Origin of the sequence: Parvularcula dongshanensis (genome assembly GCF_014199615.1) — a bacterium.
Taxonomy (GTDB): domain Bacteria; phylum Pseudomonadota; class Alphaproteobacteria; order Caulobacterales; family Parvularculaceae; genus Parvularcula; species Parvularcula dongshanensis.
The window spans coordinates 81,383-104,150 of record NZ_JACHOB010000005.1 but is presented as its reverse complement, the minus strand read 5'-3'; the positions used below and the strand labels follow the sequence as shown (position 1 = coordinate 104,150).

The window sequence follows — 22,768 nt, the reverse complement described above, 5'->3', positions numbered from 1 at the left end:
GCCCTTTCCGATGTCGTTGCCGACAGAGATCAGAAGTCGACCGTCGCGCCGACGAAGAAGTACCGGCCGAGGGCATCGTAGACCGTCGGGTAGGTGTTGCCGTTGCCGGGCGCAGTGCCGGCAACCGAGCTGATCGGCGGGATCTTGTCGAAGACGTTGTTCACGCCCACGCGGAGCCGCGTGCTGTCGTTGAGCTCGTAGCGCGCCGACAGGTCGATGTAGGTCTGGTCGCCGAGGGCGAAGTCGGGATCGCCCGAATCGTCGCCTTCCTGCGTGACGTTGTCGAAGTAGCGCCACGTCGCCGTCAGGCCGAGACCGAAGGTCGTGTCCCAACGGGCCGAGAACTTGTGGCGCCATTCCGGGTTCGGCGTGCCGCAGCGGCCAGCATAGAAGCCCACGCAGTTGTAGGGTTCGAAGCCCGGGATCGGTTCGGTGCTGAGGTCGTCCAGCCACGTGCCGACGAAGTCCAGCGTCACGTCGCCTGCGTTGGCCACAGCGAACGAGTAGGTGCTGAGCACGTCGATACCCGACGTGGCGAGCGAGCCCGTGTTCAGGTTGGTCGCCTGAATGAAGCCCGTCTGGTTCGCCCAGAGCGTCGCACCGTTACCGCGGTTGATGAGACCGCAGAAGTACTCGTCACCCGTCGTCGCGCACTCGTCGAGCGCGACTTGTTGCGGCACCGTACCGATGAAGCCGTCCACCTCGATGTTGAAGTAGTCGACCGAGAGGATGAAGCCGTCCAGGGCTTCAGGCTCGATGACGACGCCGATCGTGTAGGTGTCCGCCTTTTCAGGATCGAGGTCGGGGTTACCACCGAAGAGCGCGTTGAACTGGCCCGCCGGGTTGTCGACGATGGTGCCGTACTGCGTCGAGCTGACGCCGGTGTTGGCGCACTGTGCCGCAGTGTAGAACGGCGCAGGCGTCGCCGTGGTCGCGTCTAGATCGCCCGCGCACGGGTCATAAAGACCGTTGGCGTACGAATCGAGGTCGAACAGGCCGATGCTCTGTGCGTCGAACAGGTCGAAGATGTTCGGCGCACGGACCGCTCGTTGGTAGGAGCCACGGAACCTGACGTCCGCGATCGGCGCCCAGTCGGCACCGATCTTGTACGACTCGGCCGAGAAGCTCGTGTTCTGCACGCCGACCGACGAGTTGGTGTAGCTCGAGGTACGGAACGCCCCGTCGATACCGAGTTGTTCGGCGAACGGCTTGTTCTGAAGGATCGGCACGTTGAGCTCGACGAAGAGTTCGTAGACGTCCTGCGCACCCTCGATCGGGGTCGTCGGGCCGCCTTGACCCGCACCGTCACCGGTCTGGAACCCGCGGTCGGGGTTCGAGTCGAGCCGGTCGCGGCGGTACTCCGCGCCGACCGCGAAGGCTACCGCTTCGTCTGCGAACGGCGAGACGACGCCGACTTCTTCGAGGGTGCCCGAGAGGACGCCCGACACGACGACCTGTTCGACCGTGCCGTCCCGGTTCAGCGGGCTGACGACGTAGTCGAGGGAAGCCCGGCTCGGACCGGCACCGGAGAAGATGTCGTAGGGCGCGCAGCTCGCGTCGTCGTTCACCGGATCGGAGTCGACGTTGATCTTACACACCGTATCGCCCGTGTCCGGATCGGTCACAGCGTACAGCGCGTTCGAAACGTTGATGATCGACAAGTCGTTGTTGTAGACGTCCGCGCGGTGCACGTTGGAGTACATGCCGGAGACGTCCCAGCTCAGACCCGTATCGCCGATCTCGCCCCGCAGGCCGACGACGCCGCGATAGGTCGTGTGGCGGATGTCCTGGTTACGGTTGCCGCCTTCGACGTTGCGGCGAAGGAACAGGATGTCACCGACACCGGCCACAGGGCCAAAGCCGTCACCTTCCGGATCGTCAGCCGGGTCGAGGCCGCGGCTGCCGCAGATGAACTCGACCTGCTGATCGGACAGGAAGGGGTTGTCGCAGTTGATCCCGCCATTGTCCCCGGCAACGCCGTAGCCGAACACGCCGGACGGCGCGATCTGCGCGTTGGTCCGGTTATCCATGAACATGAGTTCGGTATACACATCGACGCTGTCGGTGAGCTCGTAGTCGGCAAAGGCGCCGAACTGATAACGCTCGGACGGACGAATGTAGTGGTTGTAGGGGTTGAAGTTGAACGTGTCGGTCACCCCGTCGCGCGCGATGAAGGTGTCGTTCGTCGGATCGACCCGTGCGGACGTGCCGGTCGGCAGCAGCCCCGCGAAGTCCAGGATGTTGGTGAATTGGTTCGTGCTCGAGCCGGAGCAGGTGAACTCGCCACCGCTCGTGCCGAGCGCGCACTGGGAGTAGTCCCGGCCGTCCTGAAGAACCTCTTCTTGGTTCTGATAGCCGACATAGGCGGTCGCGTGGCCACGGCCTTCACCGAACTCGCCACCGATGATCGCCGTTACGTCGACCGCCGCGCCGTCCCAGGTCGAGCCGTTCGGAACGCGGAACTGGCTCGGGTTGAGGTCCTGGTAGCCGCTCAACAGGTCCTGGAAGGTGTCGCTGTTGTTGTTGTGCTGGAAGCTCGACAGGTTTCCATCGATGCGGAAGCCTTCGAAGTCCGTGTCGAGGACGAAGTTGACGACGCCCGCGACCGCGTCCGAACCGTAGGTCGCCGAAGCGCCGCCCGTCAGGACGTCGACGTTCTGGATCAACTGGGCCGGGACGAAGTTCACGTCGGGCGCGGCGATGTTGATCGAGCCGTAGGGCATGCGGCGGCCGTTGATCAGGACCAACGTGCGGTTGGAACCGAGGCCGCGCAGGTTCAGCGAGGCCGTGCCGGTACCACCGTTCACCACCGTCGAGCCTTGCGCACCGAAGGCCTGCGGCAGCGTGTTGATCACGTCCTCGACCCGCACCACACCGCGCTCGTCGAACTCGGCCGCACCGATCTGGGTGACTGGGCTCGTTTCCACGAGGTTGCCGTCCCGCTGAATGCGCGAACCGGTAACGGTGATGACGTCCTGCGGAGCGCCATCGCCGGACTGGGCGGTTTCCTGCGCGAGGGCAGGAGCAGCGGCGGCCATCGCACCTGCGACGATCGTGGTCTGGAGCAGGCGCTCCATCAGCTTAGACTTGGACATTTGTCCTCCAGTTGAACGGATGGCCCTCGAAGGTGCCGTCCCTCCCGATTCGGTGCGCTTCTTCGAACGGTCGCTCTGGGGCTGCAGGTCTGTCGAGATCCCACTGACGCCAGCACCGCACGACGCACGTCTGCGGGCACTATGTCCGGGTTTACCAAACGGTCAAGGAAGCGTTCTGCACCCGCGAACATCGGCGTTTACGATGTTGCAGATACGTCACGCAGGCGTTCCGCGCGACTCTCCGCGAGCAGGAATGGCCGCACCGAGCGGGCTTTACCCGGGCGAGGGGGATCGGCTAACCGGCGCGCAACTCAAGTGAGGGGCGACCGGTCGGTGCCGCCCCGTAACCCGAAAAGCGCTTCGCATGAGCTTCGTCGAACTCGCCTTCAACGTGTTCGCGGTCCTGACCGTGGGATGCGGGTTGGGGGTGATCCTGTCGCGCAACCCGGTTCACTCGGTCCTGTTCCTCATCCTCGCCTTCATCTCGACGGCGGGCCTCTTCGTGCTGATGGGCGCCGAGTACCTCGCCTTCCTCCTGATCGTGGTCTACGTCGGGGCGGTCGCGGTCTTGTTCCTCTTCGTCGTCATGATGCTGGACGTGGACTTCGCCGAGCTTCGGTCCGGCTACGCGCAGTACCTGCCCATCGGCTTCGTCGTGGCGATCGTGCTCACCGTCGAGATCGGTTTCATCGTCGCGTCCTGGCAGATTCCGGACGAAGCGATGGCCGTCCGCCAGGTCCCCGTCGTCGAGAGCGTGCAGGTGGTCGAGCCGGGCGCCGATAACGAGGTCGATCAGGGCGACCGCGTGCTGCAGGCGCCGAACAACGCCGAGCAGCTCGGCATGGTGCTCTACACCCGCTACGTGCACTTCTTCCAAATCGCAGGGCTCATCCTCCTCGTCGCCATGATCGGCGCGATCATCCTCACCTTCCGCGAGCGCCGCGGCGTCAAGACGCAGGACGTCGGGCGTCAGGTCGGGCGCAAGCGCGAGGAGGGGGTGGAGGTCGTCTCCGTTCCGAGCCGCAAGGGGATTCAGCTATGATCGACCTCGGACAATACCTCCTCGTCGCGGGGATCCTCTTCGCGATCGGCGCGGGCGGCATCTTCCTCAACCGGAAGAACGTCATCGTCATCCTGATGTCGATCGAGCTGATGCTGCTCGCCGTGAACATCAACATGGTCGCCTTCTCGATCTACCTCGGCGACCTCGTCGGCCAGGTCTTCGCCTTCATCGTGCTGACCGTGGCGGCGGCGGAGGCCGCGATCGGCCTCGCGATCCTCGTCACCTTCTTCCGGAACCGCGGCGACATCTCGGTCGAGGCCGCCGATTCGATGCGGAACTGATTTCATGGAAGTCCTGATCGTCCTCCTGCCGCTCCTCGGCGCGATCCTCGCCATGCCGCTCGGCCATACCGGCGGCGCCCGCGCGGCCGAGGTGGTGACGAGCGTGCTCGTCGGCATCGCCTGCTTCCTGGCCTGGATCACCTTCTTCGGCTTCTGGCTCGGCGACGCGCAGCCGCACGTCCTGAGGCTCTTCACCTGGATCGCGGTAGGGGACCTCGTCGCCGACTGGGCGGTGCGGGTCGACACGCTGTCCGCGGTGATGCTCATCGTGGTGACGACGGTGTCGACGCTCGTGCACGTCTACTCGATCGGCTACATGCACGAAGACCCCTCGCGGCCTCGCTTCTTCGCCTACCTCTCGCTCTTCACCTTCGCCATGCTGATGCTGGTGACGGCGGACAACCTGATCCAGCTCTTCTTCGGCTGGGAAGGGGTCGGTCTCGCGAGCTACCTCCTGATCGGCTTCTACCACTTCAAGGACAGCGCCAACGACGCGTCGATCAAGGCGTTCGTGATGAACCGCGTCGGCGACGTCGGCCTCGCGCTCGGCATCATGGCCTGCTTCTTCGTCTTCCGGTCGGTCGAGTTCGACGTGATCCTCGACGCGGTCCGCAACAACGCGGCCGTCCAGCCCTTCGGCGCGGAGGCGGCGGTGCCGCTCGACCAGCTGCAGATCGGCTTCCTCGACCGCACGCCGCCGGCGCTCGAGATCATCGGCATCCTTCTGTTCATCGGCGCGATGGGTAAGTCCGCGCAGTTCCTGCTGCACACCTGGCTGCCCGACGCGATGGAGGGGCCGACGCCGGTCTCGGCGCTGATTCACGCCGCGACCATGGTGACGGCGGGGGTCTTCCTCGTCTGCCGGATGTCGGATCTCTACGCCGCGGCGCCGGGGGCTTCCGCATTCGTCACCTTCATCGGCGCGACGACGGCTATCTTCGCGGCGTCCGTCGCGCTGGTGCAGCAGGACATCAAGCGGGTCATCGCGTACTCGACGGCCTCGCAGCTCGGCTACATGTTCTTCGCGGCGGGCGTCGGCGCTTACGGCGCGTCGATGTTCCACCTGACGACGCATGCCTTCTTCAAGGCGCTCCTCTTCCTCGGTGCGGGCGCGGTCATCCACTTCAGCCACCACGAGCAGGACATGCGCCGCATGGGCGGCCTGCGTGAACAGATGCCTGCGACCTTCGCGCTGATGCTGATCGGCACGCTCGCGATCACGGGGGTGGGCATCCCGCTCGTCACCCTGTTCGGCGCGCCGTTCGGCTTCGCCGGCTTCGTCTCCAAGGACATGATGATCGAGGGGGCCTACGAAGGCATCGGCGAGGGCGCGGGCTTCGCGACCTACGCCTTCGTCATCGGGCTCCTCGTCGCGGCGCTGACCAGCTTCTACTCCTGGCGGCTCGTCTTCCTCACCTTCTCCGGCAAGTGGCGCGCCCCCGAGTCGGTCCGCAAACACCCCCACCACGTGCCGGGCGTGATGATGTTCTCGATGGTGCCTCTCGCCCTCGGGGCGGTGGTTGCGGGCATCATGTTCTACAGCTCCTTCGTCGGCGACGGCGCGGGGCGCTTCTGGGCGGCGTCGCTGAACACGGGCGACACGTACGAATCGATCGCGTCGACCGCCGATACCGGCGGAGAGGAGCCGGTCGGGGTCGATACGGAGCAAACAGAAGGCGCGGCCGAGCCGACCGGCGTCGGCGGGCACGCGACCGACACGGCGCATGCCGACGAGTCGCACGGAGCCGAGGCTCATGGCGAAGAAGCCGGCGGCCATCACGAGTTCCCGACCTGGGTCCTCGTCTCGCCCTTCGTCGCCATGCTGGCGGGCCTCCTCGCGGCCCTGTTCCAGTACCGCGGAGGCGATCCGTTCCGGCCCGGCCTGATCGGGCAGGGGGGGCTGCTCTACGGCTTCTTGTCGAACCGGTGGTACATAGACGGCCTCTACCGCCGCCTGTTCCTCGAGCCAGCGCGCATCCTCGGGCGCTTCTTGTGGAAGAAGGGCGACGAGGCGACCATCGACGCCCTCGGTCCGGACGGCCTGTCGCGCATCACCTCGGGCGGCGCTCGTGCCGTCGTTCGTGGCCAGACAGGCTACGTCTTCCACTACGCCTTCGTCATGCTGATCGGCGTGACGGTCCTCCTCCTGATGATCCTGCTTTAAGGCCCGTCCGTGATCGCTGAATCCCCCTCAGACGTCCCCTGGCTGACGCTCATCACCTTCCTGCCGTTGGTGGGCGCGCTCTTCATCCTGCTTCGCCGGGCCATGAGCCGCGACGACGAGCAGCACCTCGTCGACCAGGCCGCCCGCAACGTGGCGTTCTGGACGACCGCCATCGTCTTCGTCTTCACCATGGGGATCTACTTCCTCATCTACGACAAGGACGAGACGGGCTTTCAGCTGGTCGAGCAGGTGAACTGGCTGGGCCAGGGCATCACCTACAAGATGGGGGTCGACGGCGTGTCGATCCTCTTCGTCGTCCTGACGGCGTTCATCATGCCCGTGTGCGTGCTTGCGTCCTGGGACTCGATCAAGACGCGCGTGGCCGACTACATGACCGCCTTCTTGGTCCTCGAGACGATGATCATGGGCGTGTTCTCTTCGCTCGACCTCGTCCTCTTCTACGTCTTCTTCGAGGCGAGCCTGATCCCGATGTTCCTGATCATCGGCGTCTGGGGGTCGAAGGGCGAGAAGGTGCTCTTCGGAAGGACGATCTCGAGCCGGGTCTACGCCGCCTTCAAGTTCTTCCTCTACACGCTGCTCGGTTCGCTGCTTATGCTGATCGCGCTCGTCTACATGTACCTCGAGGCGGGCACGACGGACATCGTCCAACTCCTGCAGTACGACTTCGCCCCCGGTGTGCAGACTTGGCTCTGGCTGGCCTTCTTCGCGAGCTTCGCGGTCAAGATGCCGATGTGGCCCGTGCACACCTGGCTGCCGGACGCCCACGTTCAGGCGCCCACCGCCGGGTCGATCGTGCTCGCGGCGATCCTTCTGAAGATGGGCGGCTACGGCTTCGTACGGTTCTCGCTGCCCATGTTCCCGGACGCCTCGGTCGACTTCGCGCCGCTCGTCTTCACCCTGTCGATCATCGCGATCATCTGGGCGTCGCTGGTCGCCTTCGCGCAGGAGGACATGAAGAAGCTGATCGCCTACTCCTCCGTCGCCCACATGGGCTTCGTGACGATGGGCCTCTTCACCGGCACGCAGCAGGGCATCGACGGCGCCATGTTCCAGATGCTCAGCCACGGCTTCATCTCGGGCGCGCTCTTCTTGTGCGTCGGCGTTCTCTACGATCGCATGCACACGCGCGAGATCGCGGCCTATGGCGGCCTCGTCATGCGCATGAAGTGGTTCGCGGCGTTCTTCTTGTTCTTCACCATGGGGAACATAGGCCTGCCTGGCATCTCGGGCTTCGTCGGCGAGATCCTGCCGCTGATCGGCGCGTTCCGCGTCAACACCTGGGTCGCGGCGCTCGCGACGCTCGGCATGATCCTGTCCGCCGCCTACGGCTTGAGGCTCTACCGTGAGGGTGTCTTCGGTGTGATCAAGAACGAGGCCCTGGAAACCATTCCCGACGTCAACAAGCGCGAGGGGGGGCTCCTCGCCGTCCTCGCGGCGCTCGCGCTCTACCTCGGCGTCAACCCGACGCCGACGTTGAACGTCTTCGAGACGGGCACGGACTACGTGCTCGCACGCTTAGAGGCGGGCGTTGCGGTCGCCGAGACCGACGCCGCCGAGCCTGCAGCTACAACCACCGAGCCGGAGGGCGTACATTGACCCTGAGCGATAACGTGACGCTCCTCCTACCGGAGCTGTTCCTCTCGATCGCAGCGATGGTTCTGCTGCTCGTCGGTGTGTACCTTCGCGGCGATCGCGCACGCGAAGTCGGGCTCGGCGCCGCGGTCTGCCTCGTTGCGGCCGTGTTCATCGTGCTCGTCACCGGCCATGCGGAGACGGTCAGTGCGTTCGAAGGCGCGTTCGTCGACGACACGCTCGCGCGCTCGTCCAAAGCCTTCATCTTCGTCGCGGCGCTGATCTCGCTTCTGCTCGCGGACCGCTTCTTCCAGCGCGAGCGGCTCGCCAGGCCGGAATATCCGGTCCTCATCCTGCTCGCCTGCGTCGGCATGGCGCTGATGGTGTCGTCGACCGACCTGATCTCGCTCTACATGGGCATCGAGCTTCAGTCGCTCGCGGCCTACGTCATGGCGGCGTTCAACCGAGACAGCCGCCGCTCGACGGAAGCGGGCCTGAAGTACTTCGTGCTCGGCGCCCTGTCCTCGGGCTTGCTGCTTTACGGCGCGTCGCTCGTCTACGGTTTCACCGGGTCTACGCAGTTCGACGCCATCGCCGCCGTCGCCGGCGGGGTGGAGAGCCCGGTCGGCCTGACCTTCGGCCTCGTCTTCCTGATCTCCGGCGTCGCCTTCAAGGTGTCGGCTGCGCCCTTCCACATGTGGACGCCCGACGTCTACGAAGGCAGCCCGACGCCCGTCACGGCCTTCTTCGCGGCGGCGCCCAAGCTCGCAGGCATGGTCCTGTTCGGCCGGGTCCTGGTCGAGGCCTTCCCAAGCCTGATCGATCAGTGGCAACCCATCGTCTGGCTGCTGTCGGCGGCGTCGATGATCGTCGGTGCGCTGTCCGCCCTCGTTCAGACCAACATCAAGCGCCTGATGGCCTACAGCTCGATCGGCCACATCGGCTACGCCCTGATGGGCCTCGCGGCCGGGACCGAAGCGGGCATCTCCTCGGTCGTCATCTACATGGTGATCTACCTGATCATGACGCTCGGCACCTTCGCCTGCATCCTCTCGATGCGGCGGTCGGAAGGGATGGCGGAGAACATCTCCGACCTCGCCGGCCTCTCCCAGACCCAGCGCGGCCTCGCCTTCGCCTTCACCTTCCTCTTCATCTCGCTGGCGGGCATCCCGATCTTCATCGGCTTCTTCGCCAAGTTCTTCGTCTTCATGGCCGCGGTCGGCGCGGGGCTCTACGTCCTGGCGGCGGTCGGCGTGATCACCTCGGTCGTTGCGACCTACTACTACCTGTCGGTGATCAAGACGATCTGGTTCGACGAGCCGCAGACGGGCTTCGTGCGGGAGAACGGTCCGGCCGTTCGCCTGACCGCGGCGCTCGCTTCGATCGTCACGGTGGTCGGCATCCTCGTCGCGATCGGGCCGCTCCGCGCCGTCGCAGAGGCGGCGGCGGCGCCGCTGTTCTGACGCCGGTCCGCGCCCTCGGCGAGGTCGGTTCGACCAGTGCCGAGGCCCGCGCCGCGTTCGAGCGTGGAGAGGACGGCCCCGTATGGTTCCAGGCGGATCGTCAGACCGCCGGCTACGGCCGGCGGGGGCGGCGCTGGCACGGTGGGGAAGGGAACCTGTTCGCGACCTTGCTCATGCCCCAAGCCTTGCCTCTTCGGGACGGCGCCCCGGCTGCTTGGGCCTTCTCGACCTCCCTCGCGGTTCGGGACGCTTGCATCTCGGCTGGGATCGAGCCCGCCACGCTCACGCTCAAATGGCCCAACGATGTTCTGCTGCGCGGCGCGAAGGTTGCGGGCATACTGGTCGAACTCTTGACCGCTCAACCGAGGGCCGCATCGGCCTTCGGCATAGGGATCAACCTCGCTTCGGCACCCTCGGTCGCAGCCTACCGGACAGCCGCCTTGGCGGTGGGCGCCGACGCGGGGCAGGTGCTCACCGACCTCGACGGTAGTCTCCACGGCTGGTTGGCGCGCTGGAACGAGGAAGGTTTGGTACCGCTGCGGGAAGCTTGGCTCGACGCCGCGCACGGCCTCGGTGAACGGCTCACCGCCCGCCTGCCCGGGGCGGAGATCTCGGGTATCTTCGAAGGCATAGACGCTGACGGGACGCTCCTTCTGCGTACCGGCGCCGGTCTTCATCGTGTGACGGCGGGAGACGTGTTCTTTTCTGGACGCCCGGCCTAGGTACGAAGTGAAGCTGCGGCCGCAGGCGCCGCGAGGTAAGGACTGATGCTGCTCGCCGTCGACGTCGGCAACACCAACACCGTGTTCGCGCTCGTCCGGGACGGCGAGGCGATCGCTCAATGGCGCACCGCGACCGCGCCGCAGCGGACGGCCGACGAGTACGCCGTCTGGCTGTCGCAGCTCATGGCGATGGGCGGGCAGGGTGCGTTGACGGACCTGTCGGCCTGCATCGTCTCGACCGTGGTGCCTCAGGCGCTCTTCAACCTGCGCAACCTCGCGCGCCGCTACCTTAACTGCGAGCCGATGATCGTCGGTCCGGACATCCCCGGCATCGAAGTACGGATCGAACGCCCTTCGGAGGCCGGGGCCGATCGCCTCGTCGGGGCGGTCGGCGGCTTCGTCGCCTATGGCGGCCCTTTGATCATTGTAGATTCCGGCACCGCCACCACATTCGATGTCGTCGGCACCGACGGCGCCTTCGAGGGCGGCGTCATCGCCCCCGGCATCAACCTCTCGGTCCAGGCGCTGCACACCGCCGCCGCACGCCTGCCGAGGATCGAGATCGCACGCCCCGACAGGACGATCGGCACCGGCACCGTCGAGGCGATGCAGTCGGGTGTCTTCTGGGGTTACGTCGGGCTGATCGAGGGGCTGATCGGCCGGATCAAGGCCGAGTACGGCCGTCCCATGACGGTGGTCGCGACGGGGGGCGTCAGCTCGCTCTTCAGAGGCGCGACCGATGCCATCGACCACTTCGACCCCGACCTCACGATACGGGGCCTGACAGAGATCGCGCGCCGCCTGGCGCCTGACGAATGATGAGAGGGCGCGGACGTCGCGCCGAACGGAAGACGAACTTATGGACGACGAACTGATCTTCCTGCCGCTCGGCGGGACCGGCGAGATCGGCATGAACATGAACCTCTTCGCGCTGGGTCCGCCCGACGCGCGCAAGTGGATCATGATCGACTGCGGCGTGACCTTCGCCGACGACAGCGTGCCCGGCGTGGACCTCATCACGCCCGATCCGGGCTATCTCCTGGACGAGCTGGACGAGGGCGGCGACCTCCTCGGCCTCGTCCTGACCCATGGCCACGAGGACCACATCGGGGCGGTCGCCCATCTTTGGCCCGACCTCGATTGCGACATCTACGCGACGCCTTTCACGGCCGAACTCGTTCGGCGAAAGCTGAAGGAAGTCGGCATCACCGACGCGCCGATAAAGATCATCGACCTTCAGGCGCGCTTCAAACTCGGTGACTTCGACATCGAGTTGGTCACGCTGACCCACTCGATCCCCGAGCCCAATGCGGTCGTGCTGCGCACACCCTTCGGCACGATCCTCCATACGGGCGACTGGAAGCTCGATCCGAGACCGGTCCTTGGCGACCGGACGGACGGGGACCGGCTCGCGGAGATCGGACGCGAGGGCGTCCTCGCGATGATCTGCGACTCGACCAACGTCTTCTCCGAAGGGCGATCGGGTTCGGAGGCCGATGTCGCCGAGACCTTGAAGCAGGTGATCGGTCATCAGACCGGACGGGTCGCGGTGACGACCTTCGCCTCGAACGTGGCCCGGCTGGTCTCGGCGTGCCAAGCGGCGAAGGCCGCCGACCGCTCCGTCTGCCTGCTCGGCCGGTCGATGCTGCGCATGATCGACGTCGCGCGCGAAGTCGGTCTCCTGCCCGAGGGCATCAGCTTCGTCGAACCGAACGAGGCGGGCTACCTGCCGAAGGACAAAGTGCTCTACCTCTGCACCGGCAGCCAGGGCGAGGATAGGGCGGCCCTCGCGCGGATCGCCCGGGACGACCACCCCGAGCTCACCCTGTCGAGCGGCGATACCGTCATCTTCAGTTCCAAGATCATTCCCGGCAACGAGAAGCCGATCTACGCCCTGATGAACATGCTGACCGATCAGGGCGTGGCGGTCATCACCGAGGCGGACGCCTTCGTTCACGTGTCCGGCCACCCCTGCCGCGACGAGCTCAAGGACATGTATCGCTGGGTGAAGCCGCAATGCGCGATTCCGGTGCATGGCGAGGCACGCCACCTGCGGGAGCACGCGAAGCTCGCCCGTTCCCTCGGCACCGAGCGGACGATCGTTCCTCGGGACGGCGACGTGATCCGCTTGGGACCCGGCACGCCCGAACGCATCGACGAGGTTCCGGCCGGCCGCCTCTACGTCGACGGCAAGATTCTCCTGCCCGAAGGCGACGGTGTGATCCGGGGCAGGCGCTACCTTGCCAATGACGGCATCATCGTCGTCGCGGTCGCGTTCGATGGCGACGATCGCCAGCGGGGCGGCGCTCAGGTCCTGATCAAGGGCGTGCCGCGCGAGGACAATGACGGCGACGATCTGCACGCGGTCATCGAAGAGGCCGCGGAGGACGCGCTGGCCAACCTGTCCAAGGCGAAGCGCGGCAGCGACAAGGACATCGAGGGCGCCGTTCGTCGAGGTGTTCGAAGCGAACTCTCGGCGCGCTGGGGCAAACGGTCCGACATCGCCGTGATGATCACGAGGGGTTAGCCATGGGTCCGGTCGGCGGCGTCATCGTCTACCTGCTCTTGTGGTGGACGGTTCTCTTCGCCGTCCTCCCTATGCGGGTGCGCGGCGTTTGGGAGGACGAGGCTAACCATCCCAAGGGTGTCGAGCGGGGGGCGCCCGTGTCGCCGGAGCTATGGTTCAAGGTAAAGAGGACGAGCCTCATCGCGGCGGTTCTCTGGGTCGTGGTCTTCGCGGTGATCAGCACCGGCGTGCTCGAGCCTGACGTCTGACCGCAGCGTGTTAGCGCTACCAACTGTAGGCGGTGCGGTCGGCGTGGAACCCAACCTGCGCGTGTGAAAACGCTGAGATTCGCCATTTCGGCGCAACACGACCGACGAACTTAACTTTTCTGCAACGCAGCGGGGCGAAGCCGGTTGCGCTGCGGACTGGGGCGAGTTCATGCGGAGCGAACGAGCGAAGAGGCCGCTGGGGCGGCAGCTGGGATGGATGTTGGCCGGCGTCGCGGCCGTGACCGGCATCGCCGCAGGTTGGGTCTGCTTCGTCCTGTCCACCGACTACATCGCCGACCGCGCTGTCGCGGTCGAGTCGCGCTTCATGATCGAACGCGGACGTCGGGCCGACCGGCCCTTCGCACGCGTGTCGGACGCTCACGCGACGGCCAACGCCGAGTACGAGGATCTTCTTGCCGGGCTGACGGACGCGGAGGTGGAAGCGACCTTCGCCGACGCCTTCGAACTGCGGCCCGACGGCACCACCAGGCTTTCCGACCGCTACTACGAAGGCACCACCCTCAGCGGTCGCCACTACGAATCCTTCGCTGCCTTCGTCGCGCCGGGCGAGGTGACCCTCGACCGCAAGCGCCGGATGGTCGCGGCGCTGGAGGCGATCAGGACCGCCGCGGCGGCCTTCGAGGGCAAGGTCGAGAGCATAGCGCTCGCGCTGCCCGACAACGACATGGTCGTCTTCGCGCCGGACCGGCCGGACAGGCTATCCTACTATCGCTACGACGCGCCCTCCGACTTCGCCGTGTGGGGATACGTCGTCGAGAGTTTGGATCCTTCGGGGCGGACCGTCTGCGAAGGTCCGGTCCAGGTCGGGTGGGACCCTACGGGGCGTTCGCTGGCCGCAAGCTGCCAGACCGCGATCATCGAAGGCGACGAAATCGTCGGGGCCTGGGACACGACCCTCGCGCTCAACAGCCGCCTGCTCTCCCTTCTCGAAACCGAGGCCGAGGTCGCCTCGAGCCTGGTTGCGACCACGGACGGCACGGTCATCGTGGCGCCCGAACTCGGCTTCTCCGCAACCGCGACGCCCGAGCAGATCGAACACCTGGGAAGACTCTATCCAGTCGCGACCCTGACCGACGAACTCGAAGCCCAGGAAGAGGGCGCGGGCGCCTTCGTCTCGGCGGACGGGCGATGGATCGTCCGGTACCACCACTTCACCGGCCCGGACTGGGTGCTGATCGATCTGATCGAGCGGCGGACGATCATGATGTCCCTGCTGCGCGCCCCGCTCTTCGTCACCTTGCTGCTTCTCGGAAGCCTTCTGGCGCAGGCGTTCCTCGTCGGGCTCTTCATCCGCCGCCGGTTCATCCGGCCTTTGGGCGACATCGCCGCCGTGTTCGGTCGTCCCGTCGACGAGCAGCGGCTCGACGATCCGAAGCTCGTCATGGCGTGTCAGAAGCCCGACGAGATCGGCATCCTGGCCGGCACGCTCGTCGCGGCGAAGCGCGATCACGACGCGCTCATCGAGACGCTCGAAGAGCGCGTCCGCGAGCGTACCGAGAAGTACAAGGCCGCGAGCAAGGCGAAGTCGGACTTCCTCGCCAACATGAGCCATGAAATCCGCACGCCGATGAACGGCATCCTCGGCATGGCCGAGCTTCTCTCGCAGACGGAGATGACCGAGCGTCAGCAGCTCTTCGCCGACACGATCTTCAAGTCCGGCAACGCGCTCCTGACGGTCATCAACGACGTGCTCGACTTCTCGAAGATCGACGCAGGCCGGTTGGAACTAGACCCCCATCCCTTCGACCTGCGCGAAGCCGTCGAGGACGTCGCCACGCTGCTGACGACGACGGCGCAGGACAAGGGCGTCGAGATCGTCGTGCGCTGCGACCCGAACCTTCCCGCCTCGCTGATCGGCGATGGCGGCCGCATCCGCCGGATCGTCACCAACCTGACCGGCAACGCCGTGAAGTTCACGCCGGAGGGCTACGTCAAGATCGACGTGCGCAAGGCCCGAGGCAGCGAGTCCCGTTGGCGTATCGAGGTTCGCGACACCGGCATCGGCATTCCCGAGGACAAGCTGGAGACGATCTTCGAAGAGTTCGCTCAGGCCGAAGAGTCGACGACACGCATCTATGGCGGCACGGGGCTAGGCCTGACGATCTGCCGCCGCCTCGCCGAGATGATGGGTGGGCGCATCGGCGTCGACTCGACGCTGGGCGCAGGATCCACCTTCTGGGTGGAGCTTCCCCTTCCGGTCGCGGACGATACGGGCACGGCCCCGATCGGCATGCAGCAGCTTCCAACGGCCCGCGTGCTTCTCGTCGACGACGTAGACGTCAACCTCGACATCCTCGAGGAGCAATGCCGCTCCTGGGGTCTCCTGCCGACCCGCGCCGCCGGGGGGCGCGAGGCGATCGAGCTTCTCGACCGCACGGCGACCGACGGCCATCCCTTCGAGGCGGTCGTTCTCGACTACCACATGCCCGAGGTCGATGGCCTCGACGTGGCCCGGCACATCGCCCAGTCGGAGATGCTCAGCATGACCAAGGTTGTGGTCCTGTCGTCCGCCGACGACGACGCCTCGATCGCCGCGTTCCGCGAGATCGGGACCGAGGGCTACCTCGTCAAACCCGTCCGCGCGCTGCAGCTCTATCGTGCGCTCACCAATGCCTTCGCGCGCTCGAACCCGGCGCTGGAGGCGGTCGCGGCGCCCGTGGGCACCCCGCCGGCCATGCCTGACGAGGCCGGTGCGATGCTGCGCATCTTGGTGGTGGACGACAACGCGGTGAACAGGCTGGTGTTTGGGAACCTCCTGGGCGAGGGCCGGTACGCGGTCTCCTACGCCGAGGACGGGCAGGAAGCTTACGAGGCCTACAAGGCCGACCGGTTCGACATCGTGCTGATGGACCTCTCCATGCCGCGAATGGACGGCTACGAAGCGACGGCCGCCATCAGGGCACTCGAGCACAAGGAGAACCGTCCGCGCACACCGGTCGTCTGCCTTACGGCGCACGCGCTCCAGGGGCAGCGGGACGAGTGCCTCGCTCACGGGATGGACGACTACTTGTCTAAACCCATCCGCAAGGATGCGCTCCAGACGATCCTGACGCGTTGGGCTGGCGGGGACGATACCGGTAAGGACGAGGTCGCCAGCGCCTGACGGGGCGGCGCCCTTGCTCGAAGGCGCGTTTCGTGGCAGCCCAAAGCCGCCGCCCCAACGCCTACTTTAGAGCCCGGACTTGACCGACGAGCCCGATACCCGCCTCGTGCCTGGCGACGACGCATCCGCCGACGCCCCCGCCGAGGAAGCGGTCGTCGAAGAAGCGCCGCTCGACGAGCGCATGTCGCTCAATCCCGACTTCGTGCGGGCGGTCGACGACGCCGTCGAGGTAGAGGACGCCGCGGAAGTCAGGCGGCTGACCGCGGAGCTGCACCCCGCCGACGTCGCCGACCTGATGGAGCAGATGCAGGAGGGCCACCGCGGCGGCCTCTTCACGCTCCTCGGCGACGCCTTCGACGCCGAGACCCTCGTCGAGCTGGACGAGGACGTCCGCGATGCGCTGGTCGAGGCGATCCCGAACGACCAGCTCGCCCTCGCGGTCGCCGAACTCGACACCGACGACGCCGCCTTCGTCATCGAGAATCTGGACGAGGACGACCGCGCCGAGGTTCTCGCCGAGATGCCGGTCCGAGACCGGCTCGCGCTGCAGGCGGCCTTCGACTACCCGGACGACTCCGCCGGGCGGATGATGCAGCGGGAGGTCTTCGCGGCCCCTGCCTTCAGGACCGTCGGCGAGATCATCGACCGCCTGCGTGGTCAGGACGACCTTCCCGAGCGCTTCTACGAGATCTACGTCGTCGACCCGACCTTCCGCGTCGTCGGGGTGGTGCCCCTCTCGCGCTTCTTGAAGGCGCCCCGCGACACGGTGATCGAGACTCTGATCCTCGAGGATCACCCGCTCGTCCGTGACCTGATGGACCAGGAGGAGGTCGCCTACCTCTTCGAGAAGTACAACCTGATCTCCGCGCCGGTGGTGGACGAATCCCAGCGGCTCGTCGGGATGATCACCGTCGACGACGTGGTCGAGATCGTCCACGAGGAGCGCGACGAGGACATGCTCGCCCTCGCCGGTGTCGACCGGGAAGAGGGCGGCCTGTCGATCCCTGTGCGTCAGGTCGCACGCTCGCGCTTCACCTGGCTTTCGGTGAACCTTCTGACCGCGATCCTGGCGAGCTTCATCATCGGCCTCTTCGACGCGACCATCGCGCAGGCGGTCGCGCTTGCCGTCCTCATGCCGATCGTGGCCTCCATGGGCGGCAATGCGGGCACGCAGACGCTGACCGTCGCCGTTCGGAACCTGGCGACGCGGAACCTCACAGGGGCCAACGCCATCCGCGTCGTCACGCGCGAGACCATCGTGGCCCTGATCAACGGCATCGCCTTCGCGATCCTTCTCGGCGTCGCGGCGGGCTTCTGGTACGACTTGGCGGGCTATGGGGAGGCAGGCGACGGCCTGATCCTGGGGTGCGTCCTCGCTGCGGCGATGATCATCACCATGGTCTGCGCGGGCCTCGCGGGGACGCTGGTTCCCCTCGGCCTGCAGAAGGCCGGCGCCGACCCCGCGGTCAGCTCGGCCGTGTTCGTCACCACGGTCACGGACGTCGTCGGCTTCTTCGCCTTCCTCGGCCTTGCGGCCGTGTTCCTCGTCGGTCGCTGAAGCGGAACGAAGCGCCGGGCCAGCGGGTTAGCTAGCCGAGCAAGCGAGCCCTCTCCATGGAACACAGCCTCATCGACAACGCCTTCTCCTGGGCGGCCACCGGCACTGGGATCCTCGCCGCGGTCCTGGTGTCGCTGAACCTCGGCGTGCGCGTTACCGGGTGGGCCTTCGTCGTGTTCACCGTCTCGTCGGTCGCCTGGATGGTCACGGCGCTGATGCGGGAAGAGGGGACGGCCTTGTTCGTTCAGAACGCCGTCATGTTCGTCATCAATCTCATCGGCATCTATCGCTACCTGCTCCACCCGAACCGGCAGCTGCGTGCGCAGATGGCGAAGGAGGCGGGCGAGGGGCAGGGCGCAGGGTCGGCGGGCGCTACGGCTGCGGCGTAAAGTCCGAAGCTTTCCGAACGGCTTAGCGAACCGGTCGCGGCGCCAAGACGTTTCCGGAGGGCACTCGACGAGAAAGCCTCTCCATGTCCAACGATCACCTCTCCCGCCGTCACGTTCTGGGCGCGGCCGCGGCGCTCGGCGCCGGCGCTTCGGTCACCGGGGCCCGCGCGCAGCAATCCGGCAGCGCGCAAGGCGCAGCGACCGCCGCCCCGATGACGGACCCGACGACGAAGTACCCCCAACCGCCCTTCGAGAAGCAGAAGCAGCCCTTCCCAGGCCTCGCCAGCAAGATGAAGCCGCGTCCCGACCATGGCGAGGAGAGCTACAAGGGCTCGGGCCGCCTTATGGGCCGCAAGGCGCTGATAACGGGCGGGGACAGCGGCATGGGCAGGGCGGCCGCGATCGCTTACGCCCGCGAGGGCGCGGATGTCGCCATCAGCTACCTTCCGGACGAAGAGCCGGACGCGCAGGAGGTGGTCGCCCTCATCGAGAAGGCAGGGCGCAAGGCGGTGACCTTGCCCGGCGATATCCGGGACGAGGAGCACTGCACGGCGATGGTCGCGCGGGCAGCCGAAGAGCTCGGCGGCCTCGACATCCTGGTCAACAACGCCTCGCGCCAACAGACCAAGCCGACGCTTCAGGACATCACGACCGAAGCGTTCGACGCGACGATGAAGACGAACATCTACGCGATGTTCTGGATCACCAAGGCGGCGCTCGACTACCTCAAGCCGGGCTCGGTGATCATTCAGACGACTTCCGAGCAGGCGACCGATCCGTCGAAGGACCTCGTCGACTACGCGATGACGAAGGCGGCGATGCTGAACTTCACGCGATCGATGGCGAAGCAGCTCGGTCCGAAGGGGATTCGCGTCAACGGCGTCGCGCCGGGCCCGATCTGGACACCGCTGCAAGTCGCGGGCGGCGCGACCATGGACAAGCTGCAGGAATTCGGCGGTGACGCGCCGCTCGGGCGGCCAGGCCAGCCCGCGGAGCTAGGGTCGATCTACGTGCAGCTCGCGGCCTCGGATGCGAGCTACGCCACCGGTCAGATCTACGGCGCGGCGGGCGGCAGCGGGCAGCCCTGATTGATCGCTTAGCGCCGATGGGCGGAACGACGGGCGGCCCCCGCTAGGGCGCCGCCCCGCTCCTCCCGTCAGAGGGTCTGATTGAACTCGCCGACTTCGGGGTGCTCTGCGAGGACGCCTTGCAGCTCGCGGAACATGGCGTTCCGGTTCTCCTCCGAGGCCGGGCTCTCGACCACGCAGACGAGCTCGGGCTTGTTCGAAGAGGCGCGGATGAGGCCCCAGGTGCCGTCCTCCACCGTGATGCGGACGCCGTTGACGTCGTTCACGTCCACCACCTTCTGACCGATCATGTCGGAGCGGCCCTTCAGCTCCGCGACGATCTTCTCGACCACGTCGTACTTCTTGTCGTCGTCGCAGTGCGGGGACATGGTCGGCGATTGGTACGTACGCGGCAGGTCACGGCGGAGGTCCGCCATCGTCTTGTCGGGGTTGCGGTCGAGCATGTTGAGGATCGCCGCCGCCGCGACGAGGCCGTCGTCATATCCGCGGCCGTAGGGCGGGCGGAAGAAGAAGTGCCCTGACTTCTCGAAGCCCGCCAGCGCCTGGATCTCGGTCGTCTTGCGCTTGATGTAGCTGTGGCCGGTCTTCCAGTAGACGGTTTGCGCGCCCTGATCCTTCAGGACGGGGTCGGTCGTGAAGAGGCCCGTCGACTTCACGTCGACGACGAACTTCGCGTTCTCGTGCTGGGCGGAGATGTCCCGCGCCAGCATGACGCCGATCTTGTCAGCGAAGATCTCCTCGCCCTCATTGTCGACCACGCCGCAGCGGTCGCCGTCCCCGTCGAAGCCCAAGGCCACGTCCGCGCCCTGTTCGCGCACGGCCTGCTGCATCGCGTGCAGCATCTTCATGTCTTCGGGGTTCGGGTTGTACTTGGGGAAGGTGAAGTCGAGCTCGGCGTCCATCGGCACGACTTCCGCGCCCATCCGCTCGAGCGCTTCGGGCGCGTAGGCGCCAGCGGTGCCGTTGCCGCAGGCGGCGATGACCTTGATCTTGCGCGAGAGGTTCGCGCGGCTCGTCACGTCGGCGATGTAACGCTCGCGCATGTCGGTGACGTAGGTGTAGCCGCCGCCCTCGCGACCCTTGAACGAACCCGAGAGAACGATCTCCTTGAGGCGACCCATCTCTTCCGGGCCGAAGGTCAGGGGGGCGTCGACGCCCATCTTCACGCCGGTCCAGCCGTTCTCGTTGTGGCTGGCGGTCACCATGGCGACGCAAGGAACGCCGAGTTCGAACTGCGCGAAGTAGGCCACCGGCGACAGGGCGAGGCCGATGTCGTGGACCTTCACGCCCGCGCTCATCAGACCGACGATCAGCGCTTGCTTGATCGAGGAGGAGTAGGAGCGGAAGTCGTGCCCGACGACGCAAGCCGGCTCCTTGCCGAGTTCGTGGATCAGCGTGCCGAGGCCGGCGCCGAGCGCCTGGATGCCGAGGCGGTTGATCTCCTCTTCGAAGATCCAGCGCGCGTCGTACTCGCGGAAGCCCGTCGGTTTGACGAGCGGCGTCATCTCGTAGGCGAGCGTGTTCGGCTTCAGGCCGGTCTCGGGTTTGGGCAGCATCGCGTCCTCCTAGGGTTCGCCGAGACTTACTGGCCTGATGGAGCAGAGCAAGCATGCCGGTGAGTGAAGCCAGTACAAAACGTGAGTAACGTTCGTGTGACGGCGCTGCTAACCTTCCGCTCGATGAACGAACACCAGACATTCCCGTTGCCGTCTCCTCTCCCGGGGGATCTGTCGCAGAAGACGCTGGCGAGCTTCCCGCTCGCGATGGTGCTGGCGGACCCGAACCAGGACGACTGTCCGATCGTCTACGTGAACTCCGCCTTCGTGCGCGATACGGGCTACAGCGCCAACGCCGTCGTCGGCAGAAACTGCCGCTTCCTTCAAGGACCCGGAACGAGGGAGAGCGACCGTTCCAAGATCCGCGCCGCGATCGAAGGCGGGGAGGAAGTCTCCGTCGACATCCTGAACTACAGGGCGGACGGTACGCCGTTCCTCAATCGTCTCCTCATCACGCCGCTGCGTGATCCCTGCGGAAAGGTCACCTACTTCCTCGGCGTCCAGACGAGGCGGCAGACCTCGGAGGATCACGAGGAACGCGCCCGCGAACTCGACGAGCGGCTGCGCGAACTCCAGCACCGCGTGAAGAACCACCTCGCCATGATCCTGGCGATGATTCGCCTCGAAGCGGCGGAGCAGCGTCAGGCACCCGAGTTCGCGGAGACCATCAGCCGGCGCGTGGAGGCGATCAGCCTACTCTACGACGAGTTCGCGACGCGGACAGGCGGCGAAGAGAACGAACGGATCCATCCGGGCGCTTACCTGTCGCGAATCGCGTCCGCCGTACACGAGATCGACGGTCGCCCGGAGGTCAGGCTGAACGTCGAGATCGCGAAGGCCAGCATTGCCATCGATACGGCAGCGCGCCTCGGCCTCTACCTCTCCGAAGTGCTGACGAACGCCTTCCGGCACGCCTTCGGCGAACGGGACGAGGGCGAAGTCCGAATCGAGCTGACCTGCCACGAGAACACCGCCGAGCTTCATGTCCTCGACGATGGCTGCGGAACGCCCGACGGCGCCTGGCCTCGGGCGGATAGTCTTGGGGGACGGATCGTCCTGTCCCTCGTCGAGCGAATCGGCGGCGACGTCTCCGTCCAGCCTCGTTGGCCCGATCAGGAGAGGCCGGGAACTCGGGTGACCTTGCGCTTCGAGACGTAAGCCTCAGCCGCCGTAACCGCGGCCGCCCGATCGTCCGCCGAAGCCGCCGCGCCGCGCCACCGAGGTCCGCTGCGCGTTCGCGCGCGTGGGCGTCGCGCGGAGCTGGCCCGTGCGGGCCTTGACGGCATTGGTCCGACCGGTCGTCACGGTCTGCGTCTGCCGGTAGGCCTGCTGCGGCACGTAGGTGCCGCGGCCCCGCCCGTCGAAGCCGTAGCCGCCGAGCGTCCGGTAACCGCCGCCATAATAGTCGCGATAGTAGGGCTGGGGCTGCGCGAAGATGCCGTTGATCGCCGAGCTGACCAGGAAGCCGGTGAAGAAGGGGCTCCAATAGCCGCCGCCGCCACCCTGGACCGTCTGCCGGCCGCAGCCTTGCGGACCATAGTCCGCCTCGCAGGCCGCGACGTTGTCGTAGGAGGGCGCGTAGTCCTGGCTCAGCTGCAGCGCCTCTTCGTACTTCGCGACGCAGTAGTCGTCCTGGAAGTAGTCGTCGGCGCGGCACTCATCGACGCTCGCGTAGTTCATCGCCTGCGCGGGCGGCGCCTCGCGGCCTTCCTGCACGACGAGGTCCGCGCAGGCCTTGGCCGCGAAGACGCCGGTGTCGAGGCAGGCGGCTTCGGTCGGGAAGGTCGGCGCGGGAGGCGCGTCGCGCGCGGCCTGGTCGGCCCCGTCGCAACCGGCCATGCCGGCAGCGCCTGACATGAGGACAAGCGGTACGGCGCGCGAGCGTTTCATGGGAGCC

Annotated in this window: 17 protein-coding genes; 14 read left to right on the top strand and 3 right to left on the bottom strand. The window is 66.5% G+C overall.

Translation table 11 applies throughout. The features are described 5' to 3' along the window. Positions 1-29 precede the first annotated feature (29 nt). Entirely contained in the window at positions 30-3,095 is a 3,066-nt protein-coding gene (locus tag GGQ59_RS11470) for a TonB-dependent receptor domain-containing protein (protein ID WP_183818714.1), read from the bottom strand. 364 nt (positions 3,096-3,459) lie between these two features. Here GGQ59_RS11470 and GGQ59_RS11465 point away from each other — a divergent pair, with 364 nt between their 5' ends. From GGQ59_RS11465 to GGQ59_RS11405, 13 genes are all read left to right on the top strand, one after another. Further along, positions 3,460-4,137 carry an NADH-quinone oxidoreductase subunit J gene (locus GGQ59_RS11465; RefSeq protein ID WP_183818712.1) on the top strand — a complete coding sequence of 226 codons (678 nt, stop codon included), beginning with the start codon at positions 3,460-3,462 and terminating at the stop codon, positions 4,135-4,137. Next, positions 4,134-4,439 (top strand): NADH-quinone oxidoreductase subunit NuoK, encoded by a 306-nt coding sequence (gene nuoK / locus GGQ59_RS11460; protein ID WP_183818710.1) that lies wholly within the window; start codon positions 4,134-4,136, stop codon positions 4,437-4,439. The genes GGQ59_RS11465 and nuoK overlap by 4 nt, the downstream gene beginning before the upstream one ends. A gap of 4 nt (positions 4,440-4,443) precedes the next feature. Beyond that, on the top strand, positions 4,444-6,603 hold the full coding sequence (gene nuoL / locus GGQ59_RS11455) for an NADH-quinone oxidoreductase subunit L (protein WP_183818708.1): 2,160 nt from the start codon (positions 4,444-4,446) through the stop codon (positions 6,601-6,603). Between the two features lie 9 nt (positions 6,604-6,612). Continuing rightward, positions 6,613-8,220: an NADH-quinone oxidoreductase subunit M gene (locus GGQ59_RS11450; RefSeq protein WP_183818706.1), complete on the top strand. Its 1,608-nt coding sequence runs from the start codon at positions 6,613-6,615 to the stop codon at positions 8,218-8,220. Beyond that, positions 8,217-9,659: an NADH-quinone oxidoreductase subunit NuoN gene (gene nuoN, locus GGQ59_RS11445; protein WP_246408769.1), complete on the top strand. Its 1,443-nt coding sequence runs from the start codon at positions 8,217-8,219 to the stop codon at positions 9,657-9,659. Before GGQ59_RS11450 ends, nuoN begins: the two co-directional genes overlap by 4 nt. After that, a complete protein-coding gene (locus tag GGQ59_RS11440; protein WP_183819060.1) occupies positions 9,656-10,381 on the top strand; it encodes a biotin--[acetyl-CoA-carboxylase] ligase in 726 nt (241 codons plus the stop codon). The genes nuoN and GGQ59_RS11440 overlap by 4 nt, the downstream gene beginning before the upstream one ends. A 42-nt stretch (positions 10,382-10,423) precedes the next feature. Next, positions 10,424-11,200 carry a type III pantothenate kinase gene (locus tag GGQ59_RS11435; RefSeq protein WP_343074332.1) on the top strand — a complete coding sequence of 259 codons (777 nt, stop codon included), beginning with the start codon at positions 10,424-10,426 and terminating at the stop codon, positions 11,198-11,200. A gap of 40 nt (positions 11,201-11,240) precedes the next feature. Beyond that, positions 11,241-12,908, top strand: coding sequence for a ribonuclease J (locus GGQ59_RS11430; protein ID WP_183818702.1), 1,668 nt, complete (start codon positions 11,241-11,243; stop codon positions 12,906-12,908). 2 nt (positions 12,909-12,910) lie between these two features. Next, complete coding sequence (locus tag GGQ59_RS11425; RefSeq protein WP_183818700.1) at positions 12,911-13,156, top strand: DUF1467 family protein; 246 nt, start codon at positions 12,911-12,913, stop codon at positions 13,154-13,156. A gap of 169 nt (positions 13,157-13,325) precedes the next feature. Next, the gene (locus tag GGQ59_RS11420) at positions 13,326-16,280 is read left to right on the top strand and encodes a response regulator (RefSeq protein ID WP_183818698.1); all 2,955 of its coding nucleotides are present in this window, start codon (positions 13,326-13,328) and stop codon (positions 16,278-16,280) included. Between the two features lie 79 nt (positions 16,281-16,359). After that, a complete protein-coding gene (mgtE, locus tag GGQ59_RS11415; RefSeq protein WP_246408768.1) occupies positions 16,360-17,838 on the top strand; it encodes a magnesium transporter in 1,479 nt (492 codons plus the stop codon). Positions 17,839-17,894: 56 nt separating this feature from the next. Beyond that, positions 17,895-18,227 carry a hypothetical protein gene (locus tag GGQ59_RS11410; protein ID WP_183818696.1) on the top strand — a complete coding sequence of 111 codons (333 nt, stop codon included), beginning with the start codon at positions 17,895-17,897 and terminating at the stop codon, positions 18,225-18,227. Between the two features lie 83 nt (positions 18,228-18,310). Continuing rightward, positions 18,311-19,315, top strand: coding sequence for an SDR family oxidoreductase (locus GGQ59_RS11405; protein WP_183818694.1), 1,005 nt, complete (start codon positions 18,311-18,313; stop codon positions 19,313-19,315). Between the two features lie 68 nt (positions 19,316-19,383). On the opposite strand, the gene GGQ59_RS11400 is transcribed toward GGQ59_RS11405, so the two are convergent. Then, positions 19,384-20,871 (bottom strand): phosphomannomutase/phosphoglucomutase, encoded by a 1,488-nt coding sequence (locus tag GGQ59_RS11400; protein ID WP_183818692.1) that lies wholly within the window; start codon positions 20,869-20,871, stop codon positions 19,384-19,386. Positions 20,872-20,994: 123 nt separating this feature from the next. Between GGQ59_RS11400 and GGQ59_RS11395 the strand changes: the two genes are divergently transcribed. Then, a complete protein-coding gene (locus GGQ59_RS11395) occupies positions 20,995-22,029 on the top strand; it encodes a PAS domain-containing protein (protein WP_183818690.1) in 1,035 nt (344 codons plus the stop codon). 3 nt (positions 22,030-22,032) lie between these two features. On the opposite strand, the gene GGQ59_RS11390 is transcribed toward GGQ59_RS11395, so the two are convergent. After that, positions 22,033-22,761 carry a DUF1190 domain-containing protein gene (locus tag GGQ59_RS11390; protein WP_183818688.1) on the bottom strand — a complete coding sequence of 243 codons (729 nt, stop codon included), beginning with the start codon at positions 22,759-22,761 and terminating at the stop codon, positions 22,033-22,035. Positions 22,762-22,768: the final 7 nt, after the last annotated feature.

Excerpts from the sequence above, each read along its gene's own strand:
- GGQ59_RS11470 (WP_183818714.1), bottom strand. The coding sequence starts at position 3,095 with ATGTCCAAGTCTAAGCTGATGGAGCGCCTGCTCCAGACCACGATCGTC.
- GGQ59_RS11465 (WP_183818712.1), top strand. The coding sequence starts at position 3,460 with ATGAGCTTCGTCGAACTCGCCTTCAACGTGTTCGCGGTCCTGACCGTG.
- nuoK (WP_183818710.1), top strand. The coding sequence starts at position 4,134 with ATGATCGACCTCGGACAATACCTCCTCGTCGCGGGGATCCTCTTCGCG.
- nuoL (WP_183818708.1), top strand. The coding sequence starts at position 4,444 with ATGGAAGTCCTGATCGTCCTCCTGCCGCTCCTCGGCGCGATCCTCGCC.
- GGQ59_RS11430 (WP_183818702.1), top strand. The coding sequence starts at position 11,241 with ATGGACGACGAACTGATCTTCCTGCCGCTCGGCGGGACCGGCGAGATC.
- GGQ59_RS11425 (WP_183818700.1), top strand. The coding sequence starts at position 12,911 with ATGGGTCCGGTCGGCGGCGTCATCGTCTACCTGCTCTTGTGGTGGACG.
- GGQ59_RS11420 (WP_183818698.1), top strand. The coding sequence starts at position 13,326 with ATGCGGAGCGAACGAGCGAAGAGGCCGCTGGGGCGGCAGCTGGGATGG.
- GGQ59_RS11410 (WP_183818696.1), top strand. The coding sequence starts at position 17,895 with ATGGAACACAGCCTCATCGACAACGCCTTCTCCTGGGCGGCCACCGGC.
- GGQ59_RS11405 (WP_183818694.1), top strand. The coding sequence starts at position 18,311 with ATGTCCAACGATCACCTCTCCCGCCGTCACGTTCTGGGCGCGGCCGCG.
- GGQ59_RS11400 (WP_183818692.1), bottom strand. The coding sequence starts at position 20,871 with ATGCTGCCCAAACCCGAGACCGGCCTGAAGCCGAACACGCTCGCCTAC.
- GGQ59_RS11395 (WP_183818690.1), top strand. The coding sequence starts at position 20,995 with ATGAACGAACACCAGACATTCCCGTTGCCGTCTCCTCTCCCGGGGGAT.
- GGQ59_RS11390 (WP_183818688.1), bottom strand. The coding sequence starts at position 22,761 with ATGAAACGCTCGCGCGCCGTACCGCTTGTCCTCATGTCAGGCGCTGCC.